18 protein-coding genes are annotated in these 13,325 nt (G+C 64.5%); 5 read left to right on the plus strand and 13 right to left on the minus strand.

Going from position 1 to position 13,325, the window contains the following annotated elements:
• Nucleotides 1-5: 5 nt before the first annotated feature.
• Nucleotides 6-572: an HNH endonuclease gene (locus tag KC8_RS11480; RefSeq protein ID WP_010126313.1), complete on the minus strand. Its 567-nt coding sequence runs from the start codon at nt 570-572 to the stop codon at nt 6-8.
• A gap of 175 nt (nt 573-747) precedes the next feature.
• Here KC8_RS11480 and gluQRS point away from each other — a divergent pair, with 175 nt between their 5' ends.
• The 4 genes from gluQRS (at nt 748) to KC8_RS11500 (ending at nt 3,366) form a co-directional block, all read left to right on the plus strand.
• Nucleotides 748-1,608 carry a tRNA glutamyl-Q(34) synthetase GluQRS gene (gene gluQRS / locus KC8_RS11485; RefSeq protein ID WP_010126314.1) on the plus strand — a complete coding sequence of 287 codons (861 nt, stop codon included), beginning with the start codon at nt 748-750 and terminating at the stop codon, nt 1,606-1,608.
• Between the two features lie 9 nt (nt 1,609-1,617).
• Entirely contained in the window at nt 1,618-1,842 is a 225-nt protein-coding gene (locus tag KC8_RS11490; RefSeq protein WP_010126315.1) for a twin transmembrane helix small protein, read from the plus strand.
• Nucleotides 1,843-1,864: 22 nt separating this feature from the next.
• On the plus strand, nt 1,865-2,434 hold the full coding sequence (locus KC8_RS11495; RefSeq protein ID WP_010126316.1) for a cob(I)yrinic acid a,c-diamide adenosyltransferase: 570 nt from the start codon (nt 1,865-1,867) through the stop codon (nt 2,432-2,434).
• A 62-nt stretch (nt 2,435-2,496) separates the two neighbouring features.
• Nucleotides 2,497-3,366, plus strand: coding sequence for a 3-hydroxyacyl-CoA dehydrogenase NAD-binding domain-containing protein (locus KC8_RS11500; RefSeq protein WP_010126317.1), 870 nt, complete (start codon nt 2,497-2,499; stop codon nt 3,364-3,366).
• Here KC8_RS11500 and KC8_RS11505 read toward each other — a convergent pair.
• The 7 genes from KC8_RS11505 to panB all read right to left on the minus strand — a co-directional run bounded on the left by KC8_RS11505 (nt 3,333) and on the right by panB (nt 9,017).
• A complete protein-coding gene (locus KC8_RS11505) occupies nt 3,333-3,713 on the minus strand; it encodes a DMT family transporter (protein ID WP_029624643.1) in 381 nt (126 codons plus the stop codon). The genes KC8_RS11500 and KC8_RS11505 overlap by 34 nt on opposite strands.
• Nucleotides 3,714-3,788: 75 nt before the next feature.
• Complete coding sequence (locus KC8_RS11510; protein WP_010126319.1) at nt 3,789-4,208, minus strand: Hpt domain-containing protein; 420 nt, start codon at nt 4,206-4,208, stop codon at nt 3,789-3,791.
• A 125-nt stretch (nt 4,209-4,333) separates the two neighbouring features.
• Nucleotides 4,334-4,540, minus strand: coding sequence for a sulfurtransferase TusA family protein (locus KC8_RS11515; RefSeq protein ID WP_010126320.1), 207 nt, complete (start codon nt 4,538-4,540; stop codon nt 4,334-4,336).
• The gene (gene der / locus KC8_RS11520; protein ID WP_010126322.1) at nt 4,537-5,922 is read right to left on the minus strand and encodes a ribosome biogenesis GTPase Der; all 1,386 of its coding nucleotides are present in this window, start codon (nt 5,920-5,922) and stop codon (nt 4,537-4,539) included. Before der ends, KC8_RS11515 begins: the two co-directional genes overlap by 4 nt.
• 105 nt (nt 5,923-6,027) lie before the next feature.
• Nucleotides 6,028-7,380 carry a PQQ-like beta-propeller repeat protein gene (locus KC8_RS11525; RefSeq protein WP_010126323.1) on the minus strand — a complete coding sequence of 451 codons (1,353 nt, stop codon included), beginning with the start codon at nt 7,378-7,380 and terminating at the stop codon, nt 6,028-6,030.
• A gap of 5 nt (nt 7,381-7,385) precedes the next feature.
• Entirely contained in the window at nt 7,386-8,093 is a 708-nt protein-coding gene (locus KC8_RS11530; RefSeq protein ID WP_010126324.1) for a tetratricopeptide repeat protein, read from the minus strand.
• Between the two features lie 63 nt (nt 8,094-8,156).
• Nucleotides 8,157-9,017, minus strand: a complete 861-nt coding sequence (gene panB, locus KC8_RS11535; RefSeq protein WP_029624645.1) for a 3-methyl-2-oxobutanoate hydroxymethyltransferase — start codon at nt 9,015-9,017, stop codon at nt 8,157-8,159.
• Between the two features lie 115 nt (nt 9,018-9,132).
• Here panB and KC8_RS11540 point away from each other — a divergent pair, with 115 nt between their 5' ends.
• On the plus strand, nt 9,133-9,372 hold the full coding sequence (locus KC8_RS11540) for a hypothetical protein (RefSeq protein ID WP_010126326.1): 240 nt from the start codon (nt 9,133-9,135) through the stop codon (nt 9,370-9,372).
• On the opposite strand, the gene KC8_RS11545 is transcribed toward KC8_RS11540, so the two are convergent.
• The 5 genes from KC8_RS11545 to KC8_RS11565 all read right to left on the minus strand — a co-directional run bounded on the left by KC8_RS11545 (nt 9,373) and on the right by KC8_RS11565 (nt 13,189).
• Nucleotides 9,373-9,723, minus strand: a complete 351-nt coding sequence (locus KC8_RS11545) for an ArsC family reductase (protein ID WP_010126327.1) — start codon at nt 9,721-9,723, stop codon at nt 9,373-9,375. It lies immediately after the preceding gene.
• Nucleotides 9,724-9,774: 51 nt separating this feature from the next.
• Nucleotides 9,775-10,434 (minus strand): glutathione S-transferase family protein, encoded by a 660-nt coding sequence (locus tag KC8_RS11550; protein WP_010126329.1) that lies wholly within the window; start codon nt 10,432-10,434, stop codon nt 9,775-9,777.
• A gap of 31 nt (nt 10,435-10,465) precedes the next feature.
• On the minus strand, nt 10,466-10,906 hold the full coding sequence (locus KC8_RS11555) for a hypothetical protein (protein ID WP_010126330.1): 441 nt from the start codon (nt 10,904-10,906) through the stop codon (nt 10,466-10,468).
• A gap of 129 nt (nt 10,907-11,035) precedes the next feature.
• Nucleotides 11,036-12,598, minus strand: coding sequence for a glutamine-hydrolyzing GMP synthase (guaA, locus tag KC8_RS11560; RefSeq protein ID WP_010126331.1), 1,563 nt, complete (start codon nt 12,596-12,598; stop codon nt 11,036-11,038).
• 57 nt (nt 12,599-12,655) lie between these two features.
• Nucleotides 12,656-13,189, minus strand: coding sequence for a hypothetical protein (locus tag KC8_RS11565; protein ID WP_010126332.1), 534 nt, complete (start codon nt 13,187-13,189; stop codon nt 12,656-12,658).
• Nucleotides 13,190-13,325 lie beyond the last annotated feature (136 nt).

Genomic DNA, 13,325 nt, shown 5'->3' on the forward strand with positions numbered 1-13,325 from the left:
GCCGATCAGGCTTCCAGTTCGATGTCCCAGTACAGCCAGTCGCGCCAGCTCTGGTGCAGATAGTTGGGCGGGAAGCTGCGGCCATTTTCTTGCAGCTGCCAGGTTGTCGGGCGGATCGGTTCTTCCGCCAGCGCCATGTGCGCCTGCCGTGGGGTGCGGCCACCCTTTTTAAGGTTGCAGGGCGCACAGGCCGTCGACACATTTTCCCATGTCGTCCGCCCGCCTTGCGCGCGCGGGATGACATGATCGAACGTCAGGTCGTTGCCCGTGCCGCAATATTGGCAGGTGAAACGATCGCGCAGGAACAGGTTGAACCGGGTGAAGGCCGGGTGCTGCGATGGCCGCACATACTGGCGCAACGCGATCACCGACGGCAATTGCATCGCAAAGCTGGGGCTATGCACTTCGCGCTGATAATAAGCGACGATATCGACCCGTTCGAGGAACACCGCCTTGATCGCGGTTTGCCACGACCACAGGCTCAACGGATAATAGCTGAGCGGTGTGTAATCGGCATTGAGGACAAGCGCCGGGCAACTATCCGGATGGCGCAGGAGATCGGGATGGTACATAAAATGGTCGGCCTCCCCGTGTGGCTGGAAGACCACCGGACGGCTTCGGTCCCGTCGCACTCGGGACGCGATGGCCGCACGGCTCGCGTCTCCCGATGCCACGCTCCTAACCTGCGGAACGTGACGCCATCATGACAGCATTGTTCCCAAGGCCCGGTCAAGAGGCTGATTGCGGATGAACCGGGTGATTTCACGTTTTGCGCCCAGCCCCACGGGCCGGTTGCACCTCGGCCACGCCTTTTCGGCGATCCGCGCGCACGATCTGGCGCGGGCGGCCGGTGGCCATTTTCTGCTCAGGATCGAAGATATTGATCCCGGCCGCACACGGGACGCGCATATCGACGGCATCATCGCGGATCTCGCATGGCTCGGGCTTGGCTGGGATGGCGCAATCGTCCGGCAATCGGCCCGGCTGCCGCTTTATGCGGCCGCGCTCGATCGGCTGAAGGTCGCCGGCCTCGTTTATCCCTGCTTCTGCACCCGCGCCGAAATCGCGGCCAGCGCGGCGGCACCACATGGCGACGAAGCACCGGTCTATCCGGGAACATGCCGCCGGCTCGATCCTGCCATCGGCCGCGCGCGCATGGAACGCGAACCCCATGCCTGGCGGATCGCGATGGACGATGCCATGGTCCGCGCCGGCCCGCTTGACTGGTGGGATGCGACCACAGGCACCGTCAGCGCCGTGCCGGGCGCGCAAGGCGATGTCGTCCTCGCGCGCAAGGATGCCCCCGTTTCCTATCATCTGGCCGTCACCATCGACGATGCGGCGCAGGGCGTGACGGATATCGTTCGCGGCGTCGATCTGTTCGCCGCGACCCATGTTCATCGTCTGCTGCAGGCGCTGCTGGACTTGCCGACGCCGCGCTATCACCACCACCCCCTGCTCACCGGAACCGATGGCCGTCGCCTCGCCAAACGCGATGGCGCGCCGGCGCTAGCCGATCTGCGGGCCGCCGGAATGGATGGCGCAGCGCTGGCCGAACAGCTGCGCCATGGGCAATTCAGCGTTGGCATTTTCCCCGAAAAAGCTTAAATTGAAGGGATGTCCACCTTCCTCATCATCCTCATGGTTCTGGCCATGCTGGCGACGGTCGCGGCGCTTGTCCGTGGCATCATCGTCTTCCTCAAAACGACCGAGGCCGACCTGACGGGCAATGGACCCAATCTTTCGGGCGAACGCCAGAACAAGATGATGCGCATGCGCATCGCGTTTCAGGCGCTGGCCGTGATCCTGGTGATCTTCTTCCTGCTCCTCACCCGCAACTGACGCGCCGGATCAGGCGGGATCGATGGTCAAGCTCAACAAGATTTACACGCGCACGGGTGATGCCGGCACGACCGGGCTGGTCGATGGCTCGCGCGTGTCCAAGGCCGATCCCCGCATGGCCGCGATCGGCGATGTCGACGAAGCCAATTCGGCGATCGGCGTCGCCCTTCAGCACGTCACCGATCCGGCCCACGCCGCTCTGCTCGGCCGCATCCAGAACGAACTGTTCGATCTCGGCGCGGATCTTGCCACGCCCGGCGAAGATTTCACCCCCGGTGAAATGACGTTGCGCATCACCGCATCGCAGGTGGAACGGCTCGAACGCGAAATCGACATGCTCAACGACGGGCTGGCCCCGCTGCGCAGCTTCATCCTGCCGGCAGGCCCCGGCCCGGTGGCGTCGCTGCATCTCGCGCGCGCGGTCGTCCGCCGGGCGGAACGGGCCGCCGTCACCGCCGCGCAGGACGTTGCGCTCAACCCGCAGGCCCTCGCTTATATCAACCGGCTGTCGGATCATCTTTTCGTCCTCGCCCGTCTCGTCGCCTCGCGCGCGGGCGGCGACGTGCTCTGGCAGCCCGGCGCTACACGCTGATCCTTTCCTTCGGCGCGATCCTCGCTTATCGGCAACCCGATTGAGCGAACAAAGGAACGGACATGGACAGCATCGGCGTGATCGGCGCAGGCCAGATGGGGGCGGGCATTGCCCAGGTGGCGGCACAGGCCGGCTACACGGTATTCCTGTCAGACGTATCCGTGGAACTGGCCGAAAAGGGCAAGGCCGGGATCGCCAAAATCCTCGCCAAGCAGGTCGAAAAGGGCAAGCTGGACGCCGCTGATGCCGATGCCGCCGTCGCGCGCATCCAGCCGATCGGCGATCTGGCCCCGATGTCCGCCGCCGGCCTCGTGATCGAAGCGGCCACCGAACGCGAAGATATCAAGCGCATCATCTTCCAGAATGTCGCCAAGGTGCTTGGGCCGCAGGCGGTGCTGGCGTCGAACACGTCGTCGATCTCGATCACCCGGCTGGCGCAGGCGTCGATCGATCCGGCCCGTTTCATCGGCATGCATTTCTTCAATCCGGTGCCGCTGATGCCGTTGATGGAAGTGATTCGCGGCCTCGCCACGTCGGATGCCACTGTCGCGGTCGCGCAGGCCTTTGCCGCAAAGGTCGGCAAGGAAACCGTGATCGCGCAGGATTCGCCCTGCTTCGTGGTCAACCGTATCCTGTTGCCGCTGTTGAACGAGGCCTTCTTCGCGGTTGGTGAAGGCGTTGGGTCGATCGTCGATATCGACAAGGGCATCAAGCTCGGCCTGGGCCACCCGATGGGGCCGCTGACGCTGGCCGACATGATCGGCCTGGATACGATCCTGCTCATCCTGCGCGTGCTTCAGGAAGATTTCGGCGATCCCAAATATCGCCCCGCGCCGTTGCTGGTGAAATATGTCGAAGCCGGCTGGCTCGGCCGCAAGACCGGGCGTGGTTTCTACGATTATTCGGGGCCGGAACCCGTGCCGACCCGCTGATCGCCGTCGCGCGATGGCGCTGTTCCGTGCGGCGTGGTGAGGTTCAGGCCCACCGCGCCGATCACGATCAGCGCCACGCACCCCCATTGCGCCAGCCCCAGCGGCTGGCGGAATACCGCCACCCCGATCAGCGCGATCGCAACGATGCCGACGCCGGACCAGACGGCATAAGCCACGCCCATCGGAATACGGTTGAGCGTCAACGCCAGCAGCCAGAAACACACCGAATATAGCGCGAGGGCAGCCAAACCGTAGCCCAGCCGCGCAAACCCCTCGGACGCCTTCAACAGCGATGTCGCGGCGATTTCGAGCAGGATCGCCCCACCCAGCACTATCCATGGATTCATCGGTCGGCGTCCTTTCAGGGCGCGCCTGTCAAAGCAGGGCTTGCCGCAAGGGGCAACCCCGCGATGCGGAACCGATCAGTCCTGGCCGAACACCGTCGGCGTGCGCCGGCCGAAACCGGCGGCACCGCGCCGTTCCATCAGCGGGCTGGCCTCGCGATCGATCTGAGCCAGCGTGTCGGCGAACATCGGCCGCAGCCGCACGACGTCGGTAATCAGTTCGTCCGGTTCCTGCCGGGTTTCAACACAGCGCCGGGCGACCTTTTCAATATGTTCGGCCAGCGCTGCCAGATGTTCGGCCCCGAATTGCAGCGCATCGCCCTTGAGCGTGTGCGCCGGAATCACCAGCGCCGCCGAATCACGGTTGCGGAACGCGTCTTCGATCGTCTGGATCGATTTCGCGCCGTCTTCGCGGAAATAACCGAGGATACGCACGAACCCTGCGCCCAATTCGGTGCGCGCGCGGGAAAATGCAGCCCAGTCGACCAGAGCACGCATATCATTGGACAAGTGTCGGTTCCCTCTCGCCGCAGGCCCATGGCCACTCTACGCGAAAGTCAATTACCGTAAATTCGTAAAAGGCGTGTTGACGAGGCAAGATACGCGATCGCCAATAGCGGCCATTACTTGACGACTATCAACCCGTCGCCATCGGGATCGGCCCGCCAGCCCTGCTGCGATGCCAGCGCCATGATTTCGCGCGGCGCGGCCGGATCGTCCGCCAGAATGCGAACCGCCCCACCGGCCGGCACGTCGCGCATCGCCTTTGCCAGCCGCAGCGCCGGCCAGGGGCAGCGCATGCCCCTGGTGTCGACCAGCGTCACACTCACGTATCGAACGGGTTTTTCGGCGCACGCATCGTCAGGCGCACGGGCACCGCGCCAAAACCAAGTTCGCGGCGAATGCCGTTCACCAGATAGCGGCGATAGCTTTCGGGCAGTTCATCCACCCGCGTCCCGAACAGGATGAAACCGGGCGGGCGCGTTTTCGCCTGCGTCAGGTAACGCAGCTTGATCCGCTTGCCACCGGGCGCGGGTGGCGGATTCTTCTCGATCGCCTTTTCGAACCAGCGGTTGAGCTTGCCGGTCGACACACGCCGCGACCAGGCATCGCGCGATTCGAATGCGGCCTCGATCAACTGGTCCACCCCGCGCCCGGTCGCCGCCGAAACGGTGATGAGCGGCAGCCCCTTGACCTGCGCCAGCCCCTCGTCGAGCGCGGTGCGCACCCCCTGGAACAAGGCCGGCGGATTATCCGCCACATCCCATTTGTTGAGCGCGATGATCAGCGCCCGGCCTTCCTGCAGCACCTTGTCGGCGATGCGCAGATCCTGTGCTTCCAGCCCCAGCGTGGCATCCAGCAGCAGCACGACGACTTCGGCAAAGTCGACCGCGTGCAGCGCGTCGGCCACCGACAATTTTTCCAGCTTGTCCTGCACGCGCGCGCGCTTGCGCATCCCGGCGGTGTCGATCAGGCGGACCGGGCGGACGCGGCCATCCCGGTCGGTCCATTCCCAGTCGACCGCGATCGAATCACGGGTGATGCCGGCTTCCGGCCCGGTGATCATCCGTTCTTCGCCCAGCATGCGGTTCACCAGCGTCGATTTGCCGGCATTGGGGCGCCCGACGATCGCGAGTTTGAGCGGTCCGGTCAGCCGGCCTTCCTCATCCTCCTCGATTTCCTCGTCGGCGGTCTCTTCCTCCTCCTCGTCACGTTCGACAAAGGGCCGCAGCGCTTCGAACAATTCGACCAGGCCTTCGCCATGTTCGGCGCTGAACGGAACCGGATCGCCAAAACCCAGGGCATAGGCTTCCAGCACGCCGCCTTCGCCCGCTTTGCCTTCGGCCTTGTTCGCCAGCATCACCACCGGCGTATCGCCGCTGCGCAGCCAGCGCGCGATTTCCTCATCCAGCGGGGTAACTCCGGCGCGGGAATCGATCAGGAACAGGGCCACGTCGGCGGTGTCGACCGCCGCCTGCGTCTGCACCCGCATCCGTCCGGGCAGCGTGTTGGGGTCTTCATCCTCGAAACCGGCGGTATCGATGATACGGAATTCAAGGCCGATCAGCGTCGCATCGCCCTCGCGGCGATCGCGCGTGACACCGGGACGATCGTCCACCAACGCCAGCTTCTTGCCGACGAGGCGGTTGAACAAAGTGGATTTGCCGACATTCGGCCGGCCGACGATCGCGACCACGGGGAGTTTGGACATTCCGCCCCCTTATCGCCATTCGGCGGTTTACGGGACTCTATTATGCACCGCCCCGATCCGAAGCGGCGGTTACCCCTCAAAAACGGGGCAGCCGCCGCCCGAATATCACCGCCAGGCGGTAATCCGCCCGCTATCGTCAAGGACGTACAGCGTTTCCTTCGCCACCACCGGCGCCAGGCGCACGGCGCCGCCAGCCTTGCCGGTGGACTGCACCGCGCCGGTCCTGGCATCGACATTGGTGAGCGCGCCGTCGGTGCTCGCCAGAATCAGCCGATCACCGGCCAGCACCGGCCCGGTCCAGCTGATCGGGCCTTTCTTGTCCTTGGCATCCCGCCAGCGATCGAGCTGGGTGATCCAGCGCACCTTGCCGCTGGTGCGCGCGATGCACAGCAGCCGCGCGTCGTCGGTGACGACGAACACCCATTCCCCCGCCACCCACGGCGTGGAAATCCCGGCGATGCTGAGTTCCCACAGGCGTTGGCCGGTGTTGAGTTCCAGCGCCACCATGCGCCCGCCCTGGCCGACGGCATACACCCGGCCCTGATCGATCACCGGATCGGCATCGATATCCGACAGGCTGGCCACGGCCGTCGAAATGCTGGTGCGCGACAGCGCATCCTGCCAGACGACGCGGCCATTTTCATACCGATACGCGTTCAGTTCGCCCGATGAAAAACCGGCCACGACCGTGCCGGACGCCGCCGCCGGGGCCGCCACGCCGAAAACGCCCGCCAGTTCGAGCGTCGCGGCTTCGTTCCAGACGACCGATCCATCCTCGATCTTCAACGCGAAAAGCTGGTTATCCTGGCTGACGACATAAACATGGCCATTGGCCACCGTCGGCGCGCCGCGCAGCGGGCCGCCCGGCCGCACGGCCCAGCCCTGATCGCCGGTCGCGGGATCGAACGTGGCGACATCGCCCAGGCCATTGGTGGCATAAAGCTTGCCTGCGTCATAACTGACGCCGCCGCCGAACACGACGCGGCTGGCCTGCGATTCCTTGTCCTTGTCGGTGCCATCCACCGCCTTGGCGCCACCGATGCCGCGCGACCATAATTCCCGGCCGGTCGCCGCGTCGAAGGCATGGACCCGGCCCTTGACGTCCATCACGAACAATTTGCCATCGGCCACCACCGGCGATGCGGCCAGCCTGGCGCGCTTGGTGCTGCCTTCGATCCGGGCATTCCAGACCGGCGCAAGATCGCGACCGAGCGCCAGATGGCCCATCGCCTTCCAGGCATTGCCGCCCGGCTGCGCCCAGGCATCGTTGATCACCGCACCCGGCACATCAACTGCCACGTCCGCCAGCGCCGGATCGATTTCGGCGCCGGTTTCGTAGGTCAGCACCGGTGTGCGTTCGCCCAGCAGGGCCGTCTTGGTCTTGGGACCCGAACTTTTGAAAATGCCGCAACCACCGAGAGTGGCGAGCAGAACGCCCGCGATCAGGACACGCTTCATAGCCATCATTCCTTTGCCGGGCCCGGTGTCGCCACGGCCGCATCCACGCCCAGCGTCGCCGCCATCCGGCCCGCGCGATCGCGGATCGACGGGGGCACGCCTTCATCCTTTGCCATCGCGGCGAACAGCGGCGCGGCAAGATCCGGCTTGTTCATCCGCATATAGGCGATCGCGGTCATCTCGCCCGCGCTGCCGAACCAGGGATTTCCGGCCACCGCCAGCGGCTTGAGCCGTTCGATCACCTGCGCCGGCTGGAGCGTATCGAACTCGGCCGCAACCTGCCGCACCGTCGCCAGATCACGATAGGGCTGGGCTAGTTTCGTATCGCTGGCAACCGCCTGATAGGCGGCAGCGGCCGCCTTGGCATCGCCCTTCTGCTGCGCCGCGGCGGCCTTGGTGAGCAACGCGCTGGCGCGGTACGCCGGATTGCCCTCAGCTGCCAGCTTGTCGAGCTTGGCGTTGGCGGCCGTCGCCGCCGGTTCGCCCTGGCCGACTTCGATCAGGGCCTGGGTGAATTGTTCGCTGGCGGCGTCGGCCACGCTGTTTTGCTGGTGCTGCCACCAAAGCCAGCCACCGAACAGGGCGAGACCGGCGATCACCGCGATCGCGATGAAGCGCCCGTAGTTTCGCCAGAAGGAACCGATCTGTTCACGACGAAGCTCATCATCCACCTCGCGGAAGAAGGCGTCGTTATTCTGAGGCGTCAGGGCCAAGCAGTCTCTCCAAAAATCGCGCGCTCTTCCTTAGCCGTCTGTTTGGCTGAACGAAAGCTGAGTTCAGGCTTTTGGCTGGTAAGTCTGTTCCGCCGTGGGAAAGGCGCGCGACCGCACTTCACCGGCATAAGCCGCCGCCGCCGCATCGATCCGCGCCGCCAGATCGTCATACCGCTTCACGAAACGCGCGGTGCGCTCGAACATCCCCAGCATATCGTCGATCACCAGCACCTGGCCGTCGCATTGGGCCGACGCGCCGATTCCGATGATCGGACACGACACCTCGGCCGTCACCGCCACCGCCAGCGGCTCGACCACGCCTTCGACGACGATCGCAAAGGCCCCGGCATCGGCAATCGCGCGCGCATCGGCGATGATCTTGGCATGTTCGGCGTTGGTCCGCCCGCGCGCGCCATAACCGCCCAGCGCATTCACCGCCTGCGGGGTCAGGCCGATATGGCCGACCACCGGAATGCCGCGCGCCTGCAGGAAGTGAACCGTCGGCGCCATCGCTTCGCCGCCCTCCAGCTTGACCGCAGCGGCCCCGGTTTCCGCCATCACCCGCGATGCCGACTGAAAGGCCTGTTCGGGGCTGGCTTCATAACTGCCGAACGGCATGTCGACGACGACAACCGAATGATAACTGCCGCGCACCACGGCCGCGCCATGCGCGCACATCATATCCAGCGTGACGCCCAATGTTGATGGCAAGCCATAGATCACCTGCCCCAGGCTGTCGCCCACCAGCAGCATATCGCAATGGCTGTCCAGCAACTGGGCCATGCGCGCCGTATAGGCGGTCAGCATGACGATCGGTTCCTTGCCCTTGCGGGCCTGGATCTGCGGCACCGTCATCCGCTTCATCGGCGAAGGGGTCGGGTGGGCGCGGCTGGTCGACGTATCGAGGGTAAAGGTCGTGGACATGGGCCGGTGGTAGCCCCGGCCGCACGTTATGGTCAATTCACCCTATCGGATCATCGACCAGCGCACCCCGGTCGGCTAGGATTGATGAAGTATCAGCGGTTGGGTGCCCCACCTTATGCGTATCATGTTCCTTCTCGTCCCGGCCGCCCTCCTGCTTACGGGCTGCATCGCGCGGACCGCGGCCAATATCGTTACGCTTCCGGTACGAGCGGCAGGCGCGGGCATCGATGCCGTCACCACCAGCCAGGAAGAAGCCGATCGCAATCGCGGCCGCGAGATCCGCAAGCAGGAGGAACGCGAAGCCAAGGAACGCCGCCGCGCAGAGAAGGAAGCCCGCCGCAACCGCGACGACTGATCAGGCGCCGAACAGCGCGGCATAGCGTTCCGGCTTAAACGCAACGCTCAACCGGCCATCGACATCCAGCACCGGCCGCTTGATCATCGACGGTTGCGCCAGCATCAGCGTGATCGCCTTGTCCGCGTCGATCCCGTCACGATCGGCGTCGGGCAGCTTGCGAAACGTGGTCCCCGCACGGTTGAGCAGCACTTCCCAGCCGAGTTCACGGACCCAGCCTTCCAGCGTCGCCCGGTCGATCCCGGCCACCTTGTAATCATGGAAATCGTACGCGATGCCATGCGCGGCAAGCCAGTCGCGCGCCTTCTTCATCGTGTCGCAATTCTTGATGCCGTAGATGGTCGTCGCCACGCAAAACCTCCGCCTTGATCGCCAGCGACTGGGCCAGACAGGGCCGCGTGGTCAAGCCTCGGGTGCGCCACCCGGAAACAGGCGCCGCCACGGCCGCGCTTCGTCCACCACGCGCGCAACCGATGGCCGCGCCATCAGCCGTGCGAAATAGGCGCCCAATATGGGATGGTCGCCGCGAAATGGTTGCACCCAATCGGCGTAGAACAATGCCGGCGCCGCCGCGCAGTCCGCCAAGGTAAAGGTATCGCCCGCCGCCCATATCCGTCCGGCCAGCCGCGTTTCCAGCGTGCGATACGCCGTTGCCAGAATGGCGCGCGCCTCGGCCTCGCCATGTGGATCCTTCACATCGATCCCGCGAATCCGTTCGGCCACGATCCGCTGCATTGGCACCGCGACATAATTGTCGAACAGGCGATCCCACAACCGCGCCTCCAGCGCCGCTTCCGGGGCCGTCGGCACCATCGGGGCCGCGCCAGGCCGGGCAAGATCGAGATATTCGATGATGATGCTCGATTCCGGGATGGTCCGCCCCGCCCCGTCATCCACCAGCACCGGAAACTTGCGGATCGGCCACACGGCTTCAAACGCCGCGCGATGCCCGGCATCGGCCAGGTCGACAAGCTGCGGCGTGAACGCCACGTCGCGCTCGTACAGCGCGATCAGCGCTTTCTGACAAAAGGCTGCGAACGGATGATAATGCAGGGTCAGCATCGCAGTCTCCGTGGTTGCATCTGCCCCGATCTCAGCTCAGCCAGCCGCGCCTTGTCGCATAACCTGCAAACCAGACGAGCAGGGCACCGACCAGAATGATGAAAGCCGGAAACGGAACCGCCTGCGCCGCACCCACGGTCCGCAAAATCGGCGTGGCAAGAAAGGTCCAGCCGAACTGGATCACCGCCGCGACCAGCGACACAATGAAGAGCGGCCGCACCCACGTCTTGCGCGCCAGCAAGGCAATGGCGCCCAGCAGTCCCACCCATACGGCGACGGCATAGGCGCCTGTCACCCAGGCCGGCATCATTTTCCAGATTTCCTGCTGTGCTGCCGGCAAGCGCGCGATATCAGCCGCCGACATGCCGACCTGCGAATGATAGGCAAAGCAACCAAGGGCTTCCCAGATCAAAGCCGCCACCGCGACAATCCAGAACCAGACGGGCGGCTTGACCACATTCAATCCCGCCATGTCGAACCTCTTCAACATTTTCTGAAGAGAGCAAGCTGCGCCCAGTGCCACCAAAACACAATGGTTTGGCAGGCACCGGTTGAATGGTGAACCAGCGGGCCCCCATCAGGGCACCCACTGGATTTCAGATCATTCCCACTCGATCGTGCCGGGCGGCTTCGACGTATAGTCATAGGTGACACGGTTGATGCCCTGCACCTCATTCACGATGCGCGTCGCGACGCGCGCCAGGAAGCTCGCGTCGAACGGATAGATGTCGGCGGTCATCCCGTCGGTGGAGGTGACGGCACGCAACGCGCACACCGAATCATAGGTTCGCCCGTCGCCCATCACCCCGACCGTCTTGACCGGAAGCAGCACCGCAAACGCCTGCCAGATCGCGTCATACAGGCCCGCGTTGCGGATTTCCTCCAGATAGACCGCATCGGCCTTGCGCAGAATATCGCACCGTTCCTTGGTCACTTCGCCGGGGATGCGGATGGCAAGGCCGGGTCCAGGGAAAGGATGGCGGCCGACGAAGATGTCCGGCAGCCCCAGTTCGCGGCCCAGCGCACGGACTTCATCCTTGAACAGTTCGCGCAAAGGCTCGACCAGCTTCATGTTCATGCGTTCGGGCAGGCCGCCGACATTGTGGTGGCTCTTGATCGTCACCGAAGGCCCGCCGGTGAAGCTGACGCTTTCGATCACGTCGGGATAGAGCGTGCCCTGCGCAAGGAATTCCGCGCCACCAATCTTGCGCGCTTCTTCATCGAACACGTCGATGAAGGTCTTGCCGATGAACTTGCGCTTCTTTTCAGGATCGGTTTCGCCCTTGAGGCCGTTCAGGAACAGCGTTTCGGCGTTCACATGGACGAGCGGGATGCCGAAATGTTCGCGGAACAGGCCAACCACCTGATCCGCTTCGCCCATCCGCATCAGGCCATGATCGACGAACACGCAGGTCAGCTGATCGCCGATCGCTTCGTGGATCAGCACCGCCGCCACCGCCGAATCGACGCCGCCGGAAAGACCGCAGATGACCCGGCTGTCACCCACCTGTGCGCGGATTTCGGCGATCTTGGCCGCGCGAAACTCGGCCATGCTCCAGTCACCGGCCAGCCCGCAGACGTGACGGGCGAAATTGGCGATCAGCCTGGCGCCATCGGGCGTATGAACAACTTCGGGGTGGAACTGGACACCGTAGAAGCGACGCGCCTCATCTGCGGTCACCGCGAACGGCGCACCGTCCGATGCCGCAACCGGAACGAAGCCCGCGGGCAGCGCATCCACCTTGTCGCCGTGGCTCATCCACACCTGATGGCGCTCGCCTTCCTGCCACAACCCGTCGAACAGGCCACAGGTCCGCGTCACTTCGATGAAGGCGCGTCCGAATTCACGATTGTCGGTGGATGGCACGACCGAACCGCCAAGCTGCGCGCACATCGTCTGCTGGCCATAGCAGATCCCAAGGATCGGAATCCCCGCCTCGAAAAAATGCTGCGGCGCACGCGGGCTGCCGGCATCTGCCACCGATGCTGGACCACCCGACAGGATGATGCCCTTGGGCTTCAACCGTTCGAAGGCCTCTGCGGCGCTGGTGAAGGGTGCGATCTCGCTATAAACGCCGGCTTCGCGGACACGGCGGGCGATAAGCTGCGTGACCTGGCTGCCGAAATCGACGATCAGGATGCAGTCGTTGGGATGGGCTGTCATGGCGGCCCGATAAAGACAGCGCCGCCCCCTGTCCAGCCGAGTCGGTGTTTCACACGCTCAGCGGAAGGCGGTTTGATCACCCAGTTGCAGGAAATCAACACGCCCATAACGCACCCCGCACTGGAAACTGCGGTCATCACGATAATCGCGCCCGTCACCGCTGGCGACCATGCCTTCAACCCGCCAGCCATCGCCATCGCGCCGGACCAGGCTGATATCGGTCACACGCGCATTGTTCGAATAGCGACTCGCCTGCCTTTCAGCCGCAGCGGAACAAACATCTGCGGCGCGATTCTGGTCATCATCGGCGCGGTTGCCATCAATTCTATCCTGGCGCGGGCGCCCCTTGCGATTGGACGCATCCGCCGCGACGGCGGCAATTCCGCCGATGATCACCGCGCCCAGCAGAAAATCGCCAAAATCAAACCGATCACGATCACGATGGCGATACCCGCCGCCCCAGCCATGGCCGTAGCCTGGCCCGTTCCAGCCGCCACCCCACCCATAACCGGGCCGCGCCATTGCCGGCATCGAAGTGGCCAGCAATGCTGCCGCGACACCCGTTGCCATCCACCTCTTCGCCATCGCCATGTCGACCGATCCTCTACAACAGCCCGCCCTTATAGCCCGATTGCAGTGTCCGCGCGATGAACCGAAGCACCGCTCGGCCCGCCGCACCGCCGACGCTTTGTTAACCATTGTCGCGTTAGCGCCAGACAAATAACAT

It is taken from the genome of Sphingomonas sp. KC8 (genome assembly GCF_002151445.1).
GTDB lineage: Bacteria > Pseudomonadota > Alphaproteobacteria > Sphingomonadales > Sphingomonadaceae > Sphingomonas_E.

Coding starts and splice junctions, on each gene's coding strand:
- KC8_RS11510 (WP_010126319.1), bottom strand. CDS start 4,208: ATGCGTGCTCTGGTCGACTGGGCTGCATTTTCCCGCGCGCGCACCGAA.
- KC8_RS11540 (WP_010126326.1), top strand. CDS start 9,133: ATGCGTATCATGTTCCTTCTCGTCCCGGCCGCCCTCCTGCTTACGGGC.
- KC8_RS11555 (WP_010126330.1), bottom strand. CDS start 10,906: ATGGCGGGATTGAATGTGGTCAAGCCGCCCGTCTGGTTCTGGATTGTC.
- KC8_RS11550 (WP_010126329.1), bottom strand. CDS start 10,434: ATGCTGACCCTGCATTATCATCCGTTCGCAGCCTTTTGTCAGAAAGCG.
- KC8_RS11505 (WP_029624643.1), bottom strand. CDS start 3,713: ATGAATCCATGGATAGTGCTGGGTGGGGCGATCCTGCTCGAAATCGCC.
- KC8_RS11500 (WP_010126317.1), top strand. CDS start 2,497: ATGGACAGCATCGGCGTGATCGGCGCAGGCCAGATGGGGGCGGGCATT.
- guaA (WP_010126331.1), bottom strand. CDS start 12,598: ATGACAGCCCATCCCAACGACTGCATCCTGATCGTCGATTTCGGCAGC.
- KC8_RS11490 (WP_010126315.1), top strand. CDS start 1,618: ATGTCCACCTTCCTCATCATCCTCATGGTTCTGGCCATGCTGGCGACG.
- KC8_RS11565 (WP_010126332.1), bottom strand. CDS start 13,189: ATGGCGATGGCGAAGAGGTGGATGGCAACGGGTGTCGCGGCAGCATTG.
- gluQRS (WP_010126314.1), top strand. CDS start 748: ATGAACCGGGTGATTTCACGTTTTGCGCCCAGCCCCACGGGCCGGTTG.
- KC8_RS11525 (WP_010126323.1), bottom strand. CDS start 7,380: ATGAAGCGTGTCCTGATCGCGGGCGTTCTGCTCGCCACTCTCGGTGGT.
- panB (WP_029624645.1), bottom strand. CDS start 9,017: ATGTCCACGACCTTTACCCTCGATACGTCGACCAGCCGCGCCCACCCG.
- der (WP_010126322.1), bottom strand. CDS start 5,922: ATGTCCAAACTCCCCGTGGTCGCGATCGTCGGCCGGCCGAATGTCGGC.
- KC8_RS11495 (WP_010126316.1), top strand. CDS start 1,865: ATGGTCAAGCTCAACAAGATTTACACGCGCACGGGTGATGCCGGCACG.
- KC8_RS11480 (WP_010126313.1), bottom strand. CDS start 572: ATGTACCATCCCGATCTCCTGCGCCATCCGGATAGTTGCCCGGCGCTT.